Below are 16,055 nucleotides of genomic sequence, written 5' to 3'. Positions count from 1 at the left end.
ATGGACATGAGCATCGATTCCCCCCCGGCGCGCGGCGGTACCGTGCGCGCGCTGTCGACCTGGCTCTATCGCCGGCCGACGCTGTATCTGCTGTTACTGCTGGTGCCGCCGCTGCTGTGGTTCGGCGCGGTCTACCTCGGTTCGCTGCTGACGCTGCTGTGGCAAGGGTTTTACACCTTCGACGATTTCACCATGGCGGTGACGCCGGATCTGACCTTCGCCAACCTGGCGGCGTTGTTCAACCCGGCCAACTACGACATCATCCTGCGCACGTTGACCATGGCGGTGCTGGTGTCGCTGGCCAGCGCGGCGCTGGCGTTCCCGATCGCCTATTACATGGCGCGCTACACCAGCGGCCGCGTCAAGGCGTTCTTTTACATCGCGGTGATGATGCCGATGTGGGCCAGCTATATCGTTAAAGCCTATGCCTGGACTTTGCTGCTGGCGAAAGACGGCGTGGCGCAGTGGTTCCTGCAGCACCTGGGGCTGGAGCCGTTGTTGGCGTCGCTGTTGACGGTGCCCGGCGTCGGCGGCAACACGCTGTCGACCTCGGGGCTGGGGCGTTTTCTGGTGTTCGTCTATATCTGGCTGCCGTTCATGATCCTGCCGATCCAGGCGGCGCTGGAGCGCCTGCCGCCCTCGCTGCTGCACGCCTCGGCGGATCTGGGCGCCCGGCCGGCGCAGACCTTCCGCCATGTCATTTTGCCGCTGGCGGTGCCGGGCATCGCCGCCGGATCGATCTTCACCTTCTCACTGACGCTGGGCGACTTTATCGTGCCGCAGCTGGTGGGGCCGCCGGGCTATTTCATCGGCAGCATGGTCTACGCCCAGCAGGGCGCGATCGGCAATATGCCGATGGCCGCGGCCTTTACGCTGGTGCCGATCGTCCTGATCGCCATCTACCTTTCCATCGTCAAACGTCTGGGGGCTTTCGATGCACTCTGAACGCGCGCCCTTAGGGCTGAAGCTGGCCGCCTGGGGCGGACTTGTCTTCCTGCATTTCCCGTTGGCGATCATCGCCATCTACGCCTTCAACACCGAGGACGCGGCCTTCAGCTTCCCGCCGAAGGGCTTCACGCTGCACTGGTTTAACGTCGCCGCCGGACGGCAGGACATCCTCGATGCGGTGCTGCTGTCGGCGCAGATCGCCTGCCTGGCGACCGCCATCGCGCTGGTGCTCGGCACCCTGGCGGCGGCGGCGCTGTATCGGCGCGATTTCTTCGGCAAAGACAGCATTTCGCTGCTGTTGCTGCTGCCGATCGCGCTGCCGGGGATCGTCACCGGCCTGGCGCTGCTGGCGGCGTTCAAGGCGCTGAACATCGAGCCGGGCATCCTGACCATCGTCGTCGGCCATGCGACGTTCTGCGTGGTGATCGTGTTCAACAACGTCATCGCCCGATTCCGCCGTACCTCGTACAGCCTGATCGAAGCGTCGATGGATCTCGGCGCCGACGGCTGGCAAACCTTCCGCTATGTGATCCTGCCGAACCTCGGCTCGGCGCTGCTGGCCGGCGGCATGCTGGCGTTTGCGCTGTCGTTCGATGAAATCATCGTGACCACCTTTACCGCCGGCCACGAGCGCACGCTGCCGCTGTGGCTGCTGAACCAGCTCGGCCGCCCGCGCGACGTGCCAATCACCAACGTGGTGGCGCTGTCGGTGATGCTGTTGACCATGCTGCCGATCCTCGGCGCTTACTACCTGACCAAAGGTGGGGAAAGCGTCGCCGGCAGCGGCAAATAATTTCCTTACCCGACCTCTGATAAAAGGATAACCCTATGCAAAGCCAACTGTTGATTGACGGCCAACTGGTGAACGGCCAGGGCGCGACCCAGCCGGTGTATAACCCGGCGACCGGCGAAGTGATCGCGCAGGTGGCGGAGGCCAGCCCGGAGCAGGTCGATCGCGCGGTGCTGGCGGCGGACGCCGCGTTCGCCGCCTGGGGGCAAACCACGCCGAAGGAGCGCGCCGAGCATCTGCTCAAGCTGGCGGATCTGATCGACGAGCATGCCGAGACCTTCGCCAGGCTGGAGTCGCTCAACTGCGGCAAGCCTTATCACTGCGTATTGAATGACGAACTGCCGGCGGTGGCCGACGTGTTTCGCTTCTTCGCCGGGGCCAGCCGCTGCCTGACCGGCATGGCGGCCGGCGAGTATCTGGCCGGGCATACCTCGATGATCCGCCGCGATCCGCTCGGCGTGGTGGCTTCGATCGCCCCGTGGAACTACCCGCTGATGATGGCGGCCTGGAAACTGGCGCCGGCGCTGGCGGCGGGCAACTGCGTGGTGATCAAGCCGTCGGAGCAGACGCCGCTGACCACCTTCAAACTGGCCGAATTGGCCGCCGGGCTGTTCCCGCCGGGCGTGCTCAACGTGCTGTTCGGGCGCGGCGCCAGCGTTGGCGATCGGCTGACCGGGCATGACAAGGTGCGCATGGTGTCGCTGACCGGGTCGATCGCCACCGGTGAGCACATTATCGCCCACACCGCCGCCGGCATTAAGCGCACCCATATGGAGCTGGGCGGCAAGGCGCCGGTGCTGGTGTTCGACGACGCCGATCTGCAGCAGGTGGTGGACGGCATTCGCGGCTTCGGTTTCTACAACGCCGGGCAGGATTGCACCGCCGCCTGCCGCATCTACGCGCAGAAAAACATTTATCCCGAGCTGGTCAAGCGGTTGGGCGAGGCGGTGGCCAGCCTGAAGATCGGCGCGCCGGACGACGAGAGCACCGAGCTGGGGCCGTTGATTACCGCCCAGCATCTGGAGCGGGTGGCCGGTTTTGTCGAGCGCGCCAAAGCGTTGCCGCACGTGCAGGTGGTGACCGGCGGCGAGAAGGTGAAAGGGCCGGGCTATTACTTCCAGCCGACGCTGTTGGCCGGCGCGCGCCAGGACGATGAGATCGTGCAGCGCGAAGTGTTCGGCCCGGTGGTGACGGTGACGCCGTTCGACGACGAAGAGCAGGTGCTGGCCTGGGCGAACGAATCCAACTACGGCCTGGCGTCGTCCGTGTGGACCCGCGACGTGGGCCGCGCGCATCGCTTAAGCGCCCGCCTGCAATACGGCTGCACCTGGGTGAACACCCACTTCATGCTGGTGAGCGAAATGCCGCACGGCGGCCAGAAATTGTCCGGCTACGGCAAGGATATGTCGATGTACGGGCTGGAGGATTACACGGCTATTCGTCATGTCATGTTCAAACATTGATTTTACAGTAATTATCCGCACAATAGCGCGGCCTTCGAGCCGGCTCCGGCCGGCTGATGATAATAAAAATTGAAAGGAAGCCTATATGGGTATCACCAGACGAGATTTTCTCAACGGAGTGGCGATCACCATCGCCGCCGGGTTGACGCCGCTGCAAATCTTGCGCGCGTCGCCGCAAACCGCCAATCAAACCCTGTACTATCCGCCGGCGCTGACCGGGCTGCGGGGCAATCATCCGGGCTCGTTCGAGCATGCGCACCAGCTGGGGCGCGACGGCAAAACCTTTGATTTCGGCAGCGTGCCCGCCGTTGAAGAGTTCGATCTGGTGGTGGTGGGCGCCGGCATCAGCGGGCTGGCGGCCGCCTGTTTCTGGCAGCAGCTGAAAGGCGAGCGGCAGCGCATTCTTTTGATCGACAACCACGACGACTTCGGCGGCCACGCCAAGCGCAACGAGTTCAACAGCGACGACGGCATGCTGCTCGGCTACGGCGGCAGCGAATCGCTGCAGTCGCCGCGCTCCAACTTCAGCCCGGTGGCGATGGGGCTGCTGCGCAAGCTCGGCGTCGATATCGATCAACTGGAGCAGGCTTTCGACACCACCTTCTACCCGGATTTGAATTTGAGCCGCGGGGTTTACTTCGATCGCAAGAACTTCGGCGTCGACAAGGTGGTGAGCGGCGATCCGGGCCGCACGGTGGCGGACGACATTCCGCGCGATCGCCTCAATGGCCGCTCTTATGAAGCGTTCATCGGCGATTTCCCGCTGCCGGAAAGCGATCGCCAGGCGCTGATCGCGCTGCACACGGTGGAGAAAGACTATCTGCCGGAGATGACGCTGGAGCAGAAGGTCGACTGGCTCGACAGCCACAGCTACACCCAGTTCCTGCGCGAGAAGGTGGGCCTGAGCGAACTGGCGATCCGTTATTTCCAGCAGACCACCAACGATTTTCAGGCGGTGGGCATCGACGGCACGTCGTGCAGCGATGCGCGCATTTGCGATCTGCCGGGCCTGAACGGCATGAATCTGCCGCCGCTGGACGAAGAGTCGCAGGCGGATCTCGACGATCCTTACGTGTTCCACTTCCCGGACGGCAACGCCACGCTGGCGCGCCTGATGGTGCGCCAACTGATCCCGGCGGTGGCGCCGGCCGGCAAGGACATGAACGATGTGGTGCTGGCCAAATTCGACTACAGCCAGCTCGATCGGCCGGAATCGCCGGTGAAGCTGCGTTTGAACAGCACCGGGCTGCACGCGGCCAACGTCGGCGACAAGGTGGAAGTCACCTACATGACCGGCGAGAAGATGACCAAAGTGCGCGCCGGACAGGTGGTGATGGCCGGCTACAACATGATGATCCCGTATCTGGTGCCGGAGATGGCGCACGAGCAGCAGGAGGCGCTGAAGCAGAACGTCAAGGCGCCGCTGGTGTACAGCAAGGTGGTGATCCGCAACTGGCAGCCGTTCATCAAGCTGGGCGTGCACGAGGTCTATTCGCCGGCCGCGCCGTACAGCCGCGTGAAGCTGGACTATCCGGTGAGCATGGGCGGCTATCAGCACCCGCGCGATCCGGATCGGCCGATCGGCCTGCATATGGTGTATGTGCCGACGCTGCCGGGCAGCGGCCTCAGCACGCGCGAACAGTCGCGCAAAGGGCGCGCGCTGCTGCTGGGCACGCCGTTCGAAGTGCACGAACAGATGATCCGCGAACAGCTGCAGGGCATGCTGGGCGAGGCCGGTTTCGATCATCAGCGCGACATTCAGGCGATCACTGTCAACCGCTGGTCACACGGTTACTCCTACTTCCTTAACGGGCTGTTTGATGACGAAGACGAAGCCAAGAAAATCATCGAAACGGCGCGGCAGCCGATCGGCAAGATCGCTATCGCCAACTCCGATGCCGACTGGAGCCCGTACGCTAACTCGGCGATCGATCAGGCGTGGCGTGCGGTGAATGAACTGGCCTACGGCAAGATTGCCGCCAAGGAGGGAGCATGAGTCTGCGCTCGCTGTACCTGTTGAGCCTGTTGGCCGCCGGCGGCTCGGCCCAGGCGATGTCGGCCGGTGAATACGTCGCCAAAGCCGGTGACTGCACCGCCTGCCATACCGCGCCGGGCGGCGCAGAATTGGCGGGCGGCATGAAGTTTCCGACGCCGCTCGGGGCTATCTACGCCACCAACATCACGCCGGACAAGCTGCACGGCATCGGCGCCTATTCGTTCGAGGAGTTCGATCGCGCCATGCGTCAGGGGGTGGCCAAAGACGGCCACCGGCTCTACCCGGCGATGCCGTACACCTCGTACGCCAAAATGAGCGCGGAAGACATGCGCGCGCTGTATGACTATCTGATGAATGAGGTGCCGGCGCAGAACGTCGCCAACCGGGACAGCGACATCAGCTGGCCGCTGTCGATGCGTTGGCCGCTGGCGGTGTGGAACCAGCTGTTCCACGACGACCAGCCGTATCAGGCGGATCCGCAGCAAAGCGCCGAGTGGAACCGCGGCGCTTATCTGGTGCAGGGCGCGGGCCACTGCGGCAGCTGCCATACGCCGCGCGGCTGGGCGATGCAGGAGAAGGGGCTGGACGGCAAGGAACCGGTGTTCCTGAGCGGCGCCGAGCTGGACGGCTGGTACGCCTCCAATCTGCGCGGGCTGCCGCCGGAAGAGGTGACGGCGCTGCTGAAGACCGGCCGCAGCCGCCATGCGGCGGTCGCCGGGCCGATGAGCGAGGTGGTGACCCACAGCACGCAGTACCTCAGCGACGGCGATCTGAACGCCATCGCGGTGTACCTGCGCAGCCTGGCGCCGGACACCGCCGCCAAAGCCGCTGCGCCTGCCGTGCAGGCGGATAATTCGGGCGGCAAGGCGACCTATGCGATGTACTGCTCGACCTGCCACGGCAATAAAGGTGAAGGCACCGACTTCGCCATTCCGGCGCTGGCGGGCAACGCCACGGTAACGGCGGACAATCCGCTGACCGCGCTGCGGGTGGTGCTGGAAGGGGCGCATACGCCGATCACGCAGCAGGCGATGGCGTTCGACATGCCGGCCTACGGCTGGGCGTTGAACGATCGTCAAGCGGCGGATCTGATGAGCTATCTGCGGGGAAGCTGGGGCAACCAGGCGGCGCCGGTGACGGCGCTGCAGGTCCAGGACGCGCGCCAACTGCAGGCGAAATGAAGAGGGAGCGCGGCTTGACGGCCGCGCTCCGCACGCATTACAGCACTTTATGCGGGCCGAAGCATTCGTAGTGGATGCGCTCGGCCTCTACCCCCATCTCCAGCAGCTGTTTGCCCACGAACTGCATGAAGGCCACCGGGCCGCAGAAGTAATAGTGCATCTGCGGATCGGCCAGGCTGCCTTGCAGCGCGCTCAAATCCATCAATCCGCGGCTGTGGTAGTCGCGGCCTTCCACGTCATCGGCACCCGGCTCGCGGTACCACACATGGCGACTCAGATTCGGCATGCGCCCGGCAATATCCGCCACTTCATCGGCAAAGGCGTGCACGCTGCCGTTTTCCGCCGCGTGCAGCCAGTGGACCTGCGCCTGATGTTGGCTGTCGTGCAGGGTGTTGAGCATGCCGAGCATTGGGGTTTGGCCGACGCCGGCGGAGATCAGCGCCACCGGCGTAGTCGGCGTCACGTCGAAGAAGAAGTCGCCGTGCGGCGGGGCGATGTAGATCACGTCGCCTTCCTGCGCCTGCTGGTGCAGGTAGTTGGACACTTTACCCTGATCTTCACGCTTCACCGCGATGCGGTAGAACTCGCCGTTCGGCGAGGTGGTCAGCGAGTACTGGCGAATTTCCTGATGCTCCAGGCTGTCGTGCTTGATGTAAACCGCCAGGTATTGCCCCGGTTTGAAGTCCGCCACCCGGCCGCCGTCCACCGGCGCCAGCACGAAGCTGCAGATCACGTCGCTCTGCGGCTGTTTCTTCAGGATGCGGAATGCGCGCAGATCGCGCCAGCCGCCGTTGTCGGTTTCGCTTTGCTGATAAATCTGCTCTTCACGCTGGATAAATACGTTGGCCAGCACGCCGTAGGCTTTGCCCCAGGCGTCCAAGACTTCCTGGCCCGGGCTGAACATTTCGTCCAGCGTCGCCAGCAGGTGACCGCCGACGATTTGGTACTGCTCCGGCTGGATATTGAAGCTGGTGTGCTTCTGCGCGATGCGCTCCACCGCCGGCAGCAGCGCCGCCAGGTTCTCGATGTTGGCGGCATAGGCGCAGATGGCGTCGAACAGCGCCTGACGCTGATCGCCGTTGCGCTGATTGCTCATATTGAAAATGTCTTTCAATTCCGGGTTGTGGGCGAACATGCGATCGTAAAAGTGGGCGGTCAGCTTCGGCCCGGTTGCTGCCAGCAGGGGAATGGTGGATTTCACGGTGGCGATGGTTTGGCTATCCAGCATGGGGGCGCTCCTTGGGTTGGGATCTTGACGAAAATTGTAATGATGTATTTTAAATGCATCTTATTGGGTTCCGCGCCGCTTGTAAATACCCTTGTTTTCGTTGCGGTGTTCTTCGGGCGTCGATCGCGCTCACAGAACATGAAAAAAGCGCATTGTTCGCATGAGGAAATGTCCGTTGATAAACGGGAGCGTTTCGCGGATCAAAGCCTTGCGCCGCCTTATGCCAATCGTTTGCGTAAAAACCTCTGTCAAGACCTATCTTCGGTGGGGCGAAACGGTTTACACTGTGGCCCAGAACCCAAACGGGTAGTTATTTGGTGATTTTTTAGTTAGCTGATTTAAGTCAGGAGATGCCGGATGTTAAAGCGTGAAATGAACATTGCCGATTACGATGCGGAACTGTGGCGTGCCATGGAGCAGGAAGTGGTGCGTCAGGAAGAGCACATCGAGCTGATCGCGTCTGAGAACTACACCAGCCCGCGCGTAATGCAGGCTCAGGGTTCCCAGCTGACCAACAAATACGCTGAAGGCTATCCGGGCAAGCGTTACTACGGCGGCTGCGAATACGTGGATATCGTTGAGCAGTTGGCTATCGACCGCGCCAAAGAATTGTTCGGCGCCGATTACGCCAACGTGCAGCCGCACTCCGGCTCCCAGGCTAACTTCGCCGTTTACACCGCGCTGCTGCAGCCGGGCGACACCATTCTGGGCATGAACCTGGCGCACGGCGGCCACCTGACCCACGGTTCCCCGGTTAACCTGTCCGGCAAACTGTATAACGTGGTGCCTTACGGTATCGACGACAAAGGTCAAATCGACTATGACGATCTGGCCAAACAGGCGCAAACCCACAAGCCGAAAATGATCATCGGCGGCTTCTCCGCCTACTCTGGCGTGGTTGACTGGGCCAAAATGCGCGAAATCGCCGACAGCATCGGCGCTTACCTGTTCGTCGACATGGCGCACGTGGCCGGCCTGATCGCCGCCGGCGTGTACCCGAACCCGGTGCCGCACGCGCACATCGTCACCACCACCACCCACAAAACCCTGGCGGGCCCGCGCGGCGGCCTGATCCTGGCGAAGGGCGGCGATGAAGAGCTGTACAAGAAGCTGAACTCCGCCGTGTTCCCTGGCGGCCAGGGCGGCCCGCTGATGCACGTGATCGCCGGCAAGGCGGTGGCGCTGAAAGAAGCGATGGAGCCTGAGTTCAAGGTTTACCAGCAGCAAGTGGCGGTCAACGCCAAGGCGATGGTGGAAGTGTTCCTGCAGCGCGGCTACAAAGTGGTCTCCGGCGGCACCCATAACCACCTGTTCCTGCTGGATCTGGTCGACAAAAACCTGACCGGTAAAGAAGCTGACGCCGCCCTGGGCCGCGCCAACATCACCGTCAACAAAAACAGCGTGCCGAACGATCCGAAGAGCCCGTTCGTCACCTCCGGCGTGCGTATCGGCACCCCGGCCGTCACCCGTCGCGGCTTCAAAGAAGCCGACGTGCGCGAACTGGCCGGTTGGATCTGTGATGTGCTGGACAACATCAACGATGAAGCCACCATCGAACGCACCAAGAAGAAAGTGCTGGATATCTGCGCCCGCCTGCCGGTTTACGCCTAATCCCGCTTTCGCCTGACAAAACCCGCTACGGCGGGTTTTTTTATGGCCGCTTGCGGCAAACTGTGAGCTGCCTGGCACTCTAACGCATTGAAGTGGAATGAAGATTGCGGGCCGGTGTGAGCTCTGTCAAAGTATTGCCCTCACTCCGGAGGGATCATGGTTCTGCAATCCACGCGTTGGCTCGCGCTCAGTTATTTCACCTACTTCTTTTCCTATGGCATCTTCTTACCGTTCTGGGGCGTGTGGCTGAAAGGCGAGGGCATCGCGCCCGAAACCATCGGCATATTGCTCGGCGCCGGTTTGGTGGCCCGCTTCCTCGGCAGTTTACTGATTGCTCCCCGCGTTAAAGATCCCTCTCATCTGGTCTCCGCCCTGCGCCTGCTGGCGCTGCTGACCCTGGCCTTCGCGGTTGGCTTCTGTTTCGGCAACGGTTGGGGCTGGCTGATGCTGGTGATAGCGGGGTTCAACCTGTTCTTCTCGCCGCTGGTGCCGCTGACCGACGCGCTGGCCGCCACCTGGCAAAAGCAGATCCGCATGGACTATGGCCGGGTGCGGTTGTGGGGCTCGCTGGCGTTCGTCATCGGCTCGGCGCTGACCGGGCAATTGGTGGCGGTGTGGGGCCATAACGCCATTCTCTACAGCCTGATCTTCAGCGTGCTGGCGATGCTGCTGGGCATGTTGCTGAAGCCGAGCGTCATGCCGCAGGGCGAAGCGCGCACGCACGGCGGGGCCGAGCGTTCGCTGTGGGCGCTGCTGAAAGAGGGGCCGGTCTGGCGCTTCCTGCTGTGCGTCACGCTGCTGCAGGGCGCGCACGCCGGCTACTACAGCTTCGGCTCCATTTACTGGCAGGAGGCGGGCTATTCGGCCTCGACCATCGGCTATCTGTGGTCGCTTGGCGTGGTGGCGGAGGTGATTATTTTCGCCAGCAGCAACGTGCTGTTCCGCCGCTGGAATGCGCGCAACCTGCTGCTGCTTTCCGCCTGCTGCGGCGTGCTGCGCTGGAGCCTGATGGCCTACAGCACCGAGCTGGGTTGGCTGCTGCTGATCCAGATCCTGCACTGCGGCACCTTCACCGTCTGCCATCTGGCGGCGATGCGCTTTATCGCCGCGCGTCAGGGGCAAGAGGTGATCCGGCTGCAGGCGGTGTATTCGGCGCTGGCGATGGGCGGCGGCATCGCCGTTATGACGGTCATTGCCGGGTTCCTGTTCGAACATTGGCAGGGCGGGGTATTCTGGGTGATGGCGGCGGTCGCGGTGCCGGCCTTGTTCATCCGGCCGCCGGCGGTCAGCGTCAGCCGTTGATTAAGGCGCTTCCAGCAGCGCGCGGATGGCCTGGCGCTGCCGGTTTTCCAGCGGCAGTTCGGTATAGATCAGCGGCGGGTGCGGCTCGTTGTGCACCGCCGCATAAGGAGTGATCACCAGCATGACGCCCTGCGGCGCTCCGCCGCGCAGATAGTCGCTCAGCGGTAAGTACTTGATGTTCAGCGGCAACAGCGTGAGCTCGCGGATCTGATATTCCACCTCCTCTTCCAGCTGCGGGTTGTCCAGCGTCAGCAACAGCACCTGTTTTTCCTGCAGCGCGTTGTCCTGCATCAGCCAGGCGCCGAAGCTGATGGCCACCAGGCCCGCCTCCTCGTTGGAAAAATGCACGCCGTACTCCTGTTCCAGCGGTTTCAGCGCTTCCTGCGTGGTGCGCATCAGCCGCGGGTATTTGCGCACCACGTCTTCCAACAGCATATTGTCGATGCCGATGGCGAAACGGCAGCGCTCCAGCGCCGGCGCCAGGTGGGCGAACAGCTGGCTGACCAGCTCCGCCTTGTTGCTGAAGGCCATGTCGGAAAGCTGCTGGAAACGCTCGACCATGCTGTCGATCGCCGTCATCAACCGCTGCTCTTGCGCCGAGTCATTGCTGTGGTAGCTGTGATTTTTCAACAGGGTGAAGGTCAGCGCCAAAAAATCGCGCTCGTCTGCCTGCGGCGGCTGGTTAAACAGCCGGTTGCAGGCCTGATGCAGCCAGGCGGCGGCTTGCTGCTCCGGCTTTTGCCGCAGCCAGTCGCGTTGAACGGCGTCGAAACGCGGATGCTGCTGCAGGCGATTTTGCCAGGCGCAGTAGAGCAGGTAATGCTGCAGAAATTGGCGGTCGCGCGCGTCGAAGTGGCGGTTAAGCAGCGGCCCGCAGGCGTCGATCGCCTCCGCCAGCGCAGACGTCGGGACGGCATCGGCCGCCAGCGCTTGCCTCAGGCGCGGGGCGAAGTCGCTTTCGACAAACAGCGGGCTGCAGCGCAGCGCCCGCCGCAGCCAATGGATCAGGCACAGGCGTTGGTCAAGCGCGCTGCCCCGCAGTTGGTAGCCATGGTCGGGATCGACGGCGATCTCCAGGTGATGGAAACGCTGGATTTCACTGGCTACCTCGGCTATATCTTGCCGGGTTATCGGGGGGGCGACGCCGTTGATTCGGCTTAGGGTCTCCAGCTGTAACTCGGGCTCCGGCGTGTACAGCATCAGCAGCAGATGGCAGCGCCGTTGTTGTCCGGAGAGCGCGGGCACGGGAGAGGTGTCCAGGCTCATTATCACCTTCCGGCATAAAAGGTTGCGATTATGCCTAAGCATAGCAAAAGGCTTTGTAACGTCAGGATGACAGCGCGGCTTTTACTTCGGCTTACAACTTTCGTCACAAATATCGCCGGGAGAGGCGGGCCGTTCGGCAGTTATTTGTGTTACGTTATAACAAATGCAGGTAAGACAGGATAATGATGAAGTTACGTCGTCTTTTGGCTGCTTTCGGCGCCGTGTTCAGCGCCGGTGCAATCGCGCATCCGCACAGCTTTATCGACATGAACACCACCTTTGTCGCCAAGGACCAGCGGCTGGTCGGCCTGAAAATGGTGTGGGTGATGGATGAAATCACCTCGGCGGATCTGCTCTACGATGCGAAAAACGCCAAGAGCGATTCGGAAGTATGGAAAAAGCTGGCGGCGGAAGTGATGGCCAATGTGCTGGGGCAGCACTATTTCACCGATCTTTACCGCGACGGCAAGCCGGTGAAATACCTGAACTTGCCCAGCGAATATCACCTGTCGCGCCAGGGCAACCAGGCGGTGCTGGAGTTCGTGCTGCCGTTGGCCGAACCGCAGCCGCTGGCGGGCAAGCCGTTCGAACTTTCTACTTACGATCCGACTTATTTCGTGGATATGACCTATAAAGATCAAAATGCGCTGCATTTGCCGCCGCAGATGGCGCAGCAGTGCAGCTACAAGCTGATGACGCCGCAGCCGAATGCGTCGCTGCAGGCCTATGCGCTGTCGCTCGACAAGAACGACTCGCCCGGTGAAGACCTGGCGCTGGGGCAGCAGTTCGCCCAGCGGGTGACGCTGCAATGTCGCTGAATCTCTCGCAACCGACGACGAGCCGGCGCCACTGGGCCTTCGGCCTGTGGCCGCTGCTGCCGTTTACGCTGGCGCTGGCGGCCGCCGCGCTGCTGGCGTGGCACTATTGGCCGCAGCTGCTGATGCAGAGCGTGGTATGGCAAAAAGCGCTGCACCAGCAGATGGCGGGGCTATTGCAGCAGGTGAAGGCCGCGCCGCAGCAGGCCGGGCTGGCGCTGATGCTGTTCAGCCTCGGCTATGGCGTCTTGCATGCGCTCGGCCCCGGCCACGGCAAAGTGGTGATCGCCACCTATCTGGCCACCCATCCGGCGCGGCTGAAAAGCAGCCTGAAGCTGACCTTCGCCGCTTCACTGGTGCAGGGCGGGGTGGCGATCGCGCTGGTCACGTTGATGCTGGTGGTGTTACAGCTCTCTTCGCGCCAACTGCATCAAAGCAGTTTCTGGCTGGAGAAGGGCAGTTTTATCCTGGTGATGCTGCTTGGCGTGCTGCTGAGTTGGCGCGCGCTGAAACGCCTGTTTGCGGCGATCAAGGCGATGCGCCCGGCGCCGGCGCTGCGCATCAACAGCCTGACGCCGCTGGCGGCGGATCATGTGCACAGCGCCAATTGCGGCTGCGGCCACCGGCATCTGCCGAGCGACAGCGAGCTGCAGGCGGGAAGCGATTGGCGCACTCAGGCCGCCATCGTGCTGGCGATGGGCATGCGTCCCTGTTCGGGAGCGATTTTGGTGTTGCTGTTTTCCAAGGTGATCGGCGTGTTCGGCTGGGGAGTGATCTCCGCGCTGGCGATGGCGTTCGGCACCTCGTTGACCATCTCCATGCTGGCGCTGCTGGTGCATTACAGCCGCCGGCTGGCGGTGCGCCTCAGCCGTTCGCGCGCGCCCGCTGCCTGGAGCGCGGTGGCCTGGGGAGCGCTGGCGCTGGCCGGCGGTCTGATCCTGTTGGCCGCCGGGCTGTTGCTGTACGTCAGCGCGCAGCCGGAATTCGGCGGCGGCATCCGCCCCTTCTCCCGCTAACGGGCATAAAAAAAGCGCTGCATCGGCAGCGCTTTTTTTCGATTCGCTTCTGGCGATTAACGCTTCAGCGCTTCGCTCAGTTCTTCACGCATGGTGGCCAGCATGGCTTTCACCACGCGCGGGTTGCCTGCGACCACGTTGCCGGAACTGAAGTGATTGTGGCCGCCGACGAAGTCGGTGACCAGGCCGCCGGCTTCACGCACCAGCAGTTCGCCTGCGGCGAAGTCCCACGGCTTCAGGCCGATTTCGAAGAAACCGTCCACGCGGCCGGCGGCGACATAGGCCAGATCCAGCGCAGCGGAACCGGTGCGGCGGAAGTCCGCGCACTGGGTGAACAGCTTGCCGACGATATTGATGTAAGGCGTGGCGTGCTGTTTGACTTTAAACGGGAAGCCAGTCGCCAGGATGGTGCCATCCAGATCTTTGGCGTTGGTGCCGCGCAGACGGTAACCGTTGAGCTGTGCGCCCTGGCCGCGCGTGGCGGTGAACAGTTCGTTGCGCATCGGATCGTAAACCACGGCCACTTCGGTACGGCCTTTGATGCGTACGGCGATGGAAACGGAGAAATGAGGGAAACGTTTGATGAAGTTTGCAGTGCCATCCAGTGGATCGATCACCCATTGCACATCGCGATCTTCGCCGATCAGCTCACCGCGTTCTTCGCTCACGATACTGTGTTGCGGATAAGACTTGCGGATGACGTCGATGATCAGATGCTCTGCATCGCGATCGACGTTGGTGACGAAGTCATTGGTCCCTTTCTGGCTCGCTTCTACAGCGTCCGGGGTTTCGTAGTTTTTGGCAATCAGGTTACCGGCCTTGCGCGCAGCGCGCACGGCGATAGTCAGCATCGGATGCATGGGTATCTTCCAACTAGGATGTTAAAGAACAGGAAACGGCGCGAAGTATAGCAGCTGTTCGGCAAATTGCCTACGGCTGTGTTAAGATGCTGCGATTTTCCGCCACGCTCAGAGTTTGTATGCTGCACAATATCCGCATTGTTCTGGTAGAGACTTCACATACCGGTAACATGGGCTCGACCGCCAGAGCCATGAAAACCATGGGTTTAACCAACCTTTATCTGGTTAATCCGCTGATCAAACCCGATTCTCAGGCCATCGCCCTGGCCGCCGGCGCCAGCGACGTGATCGGCAACGCCACTATCGTCGATACCCTCGATGACGCCATCGCCGGCTGCAGCCTGGTGGTGGGCACCAGCGCACGTTCTCGCACCTTGCCGTGGCCGATGCTGGAGCCGCGCGAATGCGGCGTGCGCGCGGTGCACGAGGGCGAGCACGCGCCGGTGGCGCTGGTGTTCGGCCGCGAACGCGTCGGGCTGACCAACGATGAATTGCAAAAGTGCCACTACCACGTCGCCATTCCGGCCAACCCGGACTACAGCTCGCTGAACCTGGCGATGGCGGTGCAGATCCTGGCGTACGAAGTGCGCGTGGCTTACCTCGATCGCCAACAGGCGGGCGCGCCGCAGTTGGAAGAGACGCCGTATCCGCTGGTGGACGACCTCGAGCGTTTCTATCAGCATCTGGAGCAGACGCTGCAGCGCACCGGTTTCATTCGCCCGTCGCATCCGGGCCAGGTGATGAACCGCCTGCGTCGGCTGTTCACCCGCGCGCGCCCGGAAGGGCAGGAGCTGAATATCCTGCGCGGCATGCTGACGTCGATCGAGAAACAGGATAAACATCAAGGTAATTAATTGATGTGGCATAACGGTGGGTGACAATAGTATTAGTTATCCAAAGGTTATAACATGTATTTTATATACCTTTGTTCTTGCTAAGTTCAAAACGTGCTAATACTTGAGTTAATTACTGGGTTAAATAGTTGACTGTTTTACTCAGGAATGTCAGACTTTCGGCCATATTTGACCAACAGGTAACCATTGAGCTATGAGACTGACATCCAAAGGCCGTTATGCCGTAACCGCTATGCTCGACGTAGCGCTGCATTCCCAGGAAGGGCCGGTGCCACTGGCGGACATTTCCGAACGCCAGGGTATTTCGCTCTCTTATCTGGAACAATTATTCTCCCGTCTGCGCAAGAATGGCCTGGTGGCCAGCGTGCGTGGCCCGGGCGGTGGTTATCTGCTGGGTAAAGACGCGGGTGAGATCGCCGTTGGCGCTGTCATCACTGCCGTCGATGAATCGGTAGATGCAACCCGTTGCCAGGGCAAAGAAGGCTGTCAGGGCGGCGATCGCTGCTTGACCCACGCCCTGTGGCGCGATCTGAGCGAGCGCATCAGCGGGTTCCTGAACAACATTACGCTGGCAGAACTGGTCAACAACCAGGAAGTGCTGGTGGTGGCGGATCGTCAAAACAACGATACGCGCCGCACGGCCAACGGCCGTCCGCAAGAAACTATCAACGTTAATCTGCGCGCATAAGCAGCTGGCGAAATTATTTTAGTTTTTGGAAGTGATG

The 16,055-nt window shown here is 62.0% G+C and carries 14 protein-coding genes; 11 read left to right on the top strand and 3 right to left on the bottom strand.

The window, feature by feature from the left end; translation table 11 throughout:
* The 5 genes from J0F90_RS18510 (at position 1) to J0F90_RS18490 (ending at position 6,378) form a co-directional block, all read left to right on the top strand.
* Complete coding sequence (locus J0F90_RS18510; protein ID WP_016929775.1) at positions 1-945, top strand: ABC transporter permease; 945 nt, start codon at positions 1-3, stop codon at positions 943-945.
* Positions 935-1,741: an ABC transporter permease gene (locus tag J0F90_RS18505; protein ID WP_004941378.1), complete on the top strand. Its 807-nt coding sequence runs from the start codon at positions 935-937 to the stop codon at positions 1,739-1,741. Before J0F90_RS18510 ends, J0F90_RS18505 begins: the two co-directional genes overlap by 11 nt.
* A 35-nt stretch (positions 1,742-1,776) precedes the next feature.
* The gene (patD, locus tag J0F90_RS18500) at positions 1,777-3,201 is read left to right on the top strand and encodes an aminobutyraldehyde dehydrogenase (RefSeq protein ID WP_033639609.1); all 1,425 of its coding nucleotides are present in this window, start codon (positions 1,777-1,779) and stop codon (positions 3,199-3,201) included.
* Positions 3,202-3,286: 85 nt separating this feature from the next.
* Entirely contained in the window at positions 3,287-5,197 is a 1,911-nt protein-coding gene (locus J0F90_RS18495) for an NAD(P)-binding protein (protein WP_033639610.1), read from the top strand.
* Positions 5,194-6,378 (top strand): c-type cytochrome, encoded by a 1,185-nt coding sequence (locus J0F90_RS18490; protein WP_033639611.1) that lies wholly within the window; start codon positions 5,194-5,196, stop codon positions 6,376-6,378. The genes J0F90_RS18495 and J0F90_RS18490 overlap by 4 nt, the downstream gene beginning before the upstream one ends.
* A 37-nt stretch (positions 6,379-6,415) precedes the next feature.
* Here the strand turns inward: J0F90_RS18490 and hmpA are convergent, their stop codons facing one another.
* Positions 6,416-7,606: an NO-inducible flavohemoprotein gene (gene hmpA / locus J0F90_RS18485; protein WP_033639612.1), complete on the bottom strand. Its 1,191-nt coding sequence runs from the start codon at positions 7,604-7,606 to the stop codon at positions 6,416-6,418.
* Between the two features lie 357 nt (positions 7,607-7,963).
* On the opposite strand from hmpA, the gene glyA reads away from it, so the two are divergent.
* Positions 7,964-9,217 (top strand): serine hydroxymethyltransferase, encoded by a 1,254-nt coding sequence (glyA, locus tag J0F90_RS18480; protein WP_004941389.1) that lies wholly within the window; start codon positions 7,964-7,966, stop codon positions 9,215-9,217.
* A gap of 156 nt (positions 9,218-9,373) precedes the next feature.
* Positions 9,374-10,519: a 3-phenylpropionate MFS transporter gene (locus J0F90_RS18475; RefSeq protein WP_033639613.1), complete on the top strand. Its 1,146-nt coding sequence runs from the start codon at positions 9,374-9,376 to the stop codon at positions 10,517-10,519.
* Here J0F90_RS18475 and csiE read toward each other — a convergent pair whose 3' ends face one another.
* Positions 10,520-11,785 (bottom strand): stationary phase inducible protein CsiE, encoded by a 1,266-nt coding sequence (gene csiE, locus J0F90_RS18470; RefSeq protein ID WP_033639614.1) that lies wholly within the window; start codon positions 11,783-11,785, stop codon positions 10,520-10,522.
* Between the two features lie 182 nt (positions 11,786-11,967).
* On the opposite strand from csiE, the gene J0F90_RS18465 reads away from it, so the two are divergent.
* Together J0F90_RS18465 and J0F90_RS18460 are read left to right on the top strand one after the other, a co-directional pair.
* Positions 11,968-12,603, top strand: coding sequence for a DUF1007 family protein (locus J0F90_RS18465; protein WP_042706722.1), 636 nt, complete (start codon positions 11,968-11,970; stop codon positions 12,601-12,603).
* The gene (locus J0F90_RS18460; RefSeq protein WP_016929766.1) at positions 12,594-13,616 is read left to right on the top strand and encodes a nickel/cobalt transporter; all 1,023 of its coding nucleotides are present in this window, start codon (positions 12,594-12,596) and stop codon (positions 13,614-13,616) included. Before J0F90_RS18465 ends, J0F90_RS18460 begins: the two co-directional genes overlap by 10 nt.
* 56 nt (positions 13,617-13,672) lie before the next feature.
* Here J0F90_RS18460 and suhB read toward each other — a convergent pair whose 3' ends face one another.
* Positions 13,673-14,476 (bottom strand): inositol-1-monophosphatase, encoded by an 804-nt coding sequence (suhB, locus tag J0F90_RS18455; RefSeq protein ID WP_004941400.1) that lies wholly within the window; start codon positions 14,474-14,476, stop codon positions 13,673-13,675.
* 119 nt (positions 14,477-14,595) lie between these two features.
* Between suhB and trmJ the strand changes: the two genes are divergently transcribed.
* Both trmJ and iscR read left to right on the top strand, forming a co-directional pair.
* The gene (trmJ, locus tag J0F90_RS18450; protein ID WP_015378781.1) at positions 14,596-15,330 is read left to right on the top strand and encodes a tRNA (cytosine(32)/uridine(32)-2'-O)-methyltransferase TrmJ; all 735 of its coding nucleotides are present in this window, start codon (positions 14,596-14,598) and stop codon (positions 15,328-15,330) included.
* 193 nt (positions 15,331-15,523) lie between these two features.
* Positions 15,524-16,018, top strand: coding sequence for a Fe-S cluster assembly transcriptional regulator IscR (gene iscR / locus J0F90_RS18445; protein ID WP_004941404.1), 495 nt, complete (start codon positions 15,524-15,526; stop codon positions 16,016-16,018).
* Positions 16,019-16,055 lie beyond the last annotated feature (37 nt).

The organism is Serratia marcescens subsp. marcescens ATCC 13880 (genome assembly GCF_017299535.1).
Taxonomy (GTDB): Bacteria; Pseudomonadota; Gammaproteobacteria; order Enterobacterales; family Enterobacteriaceae; genus Serratia; species Serratia marcescens.
Note: the sequence above shows the minus strand (reverse complement) of the source record. Positions and strands in the feature narration are given on the sequence as shown.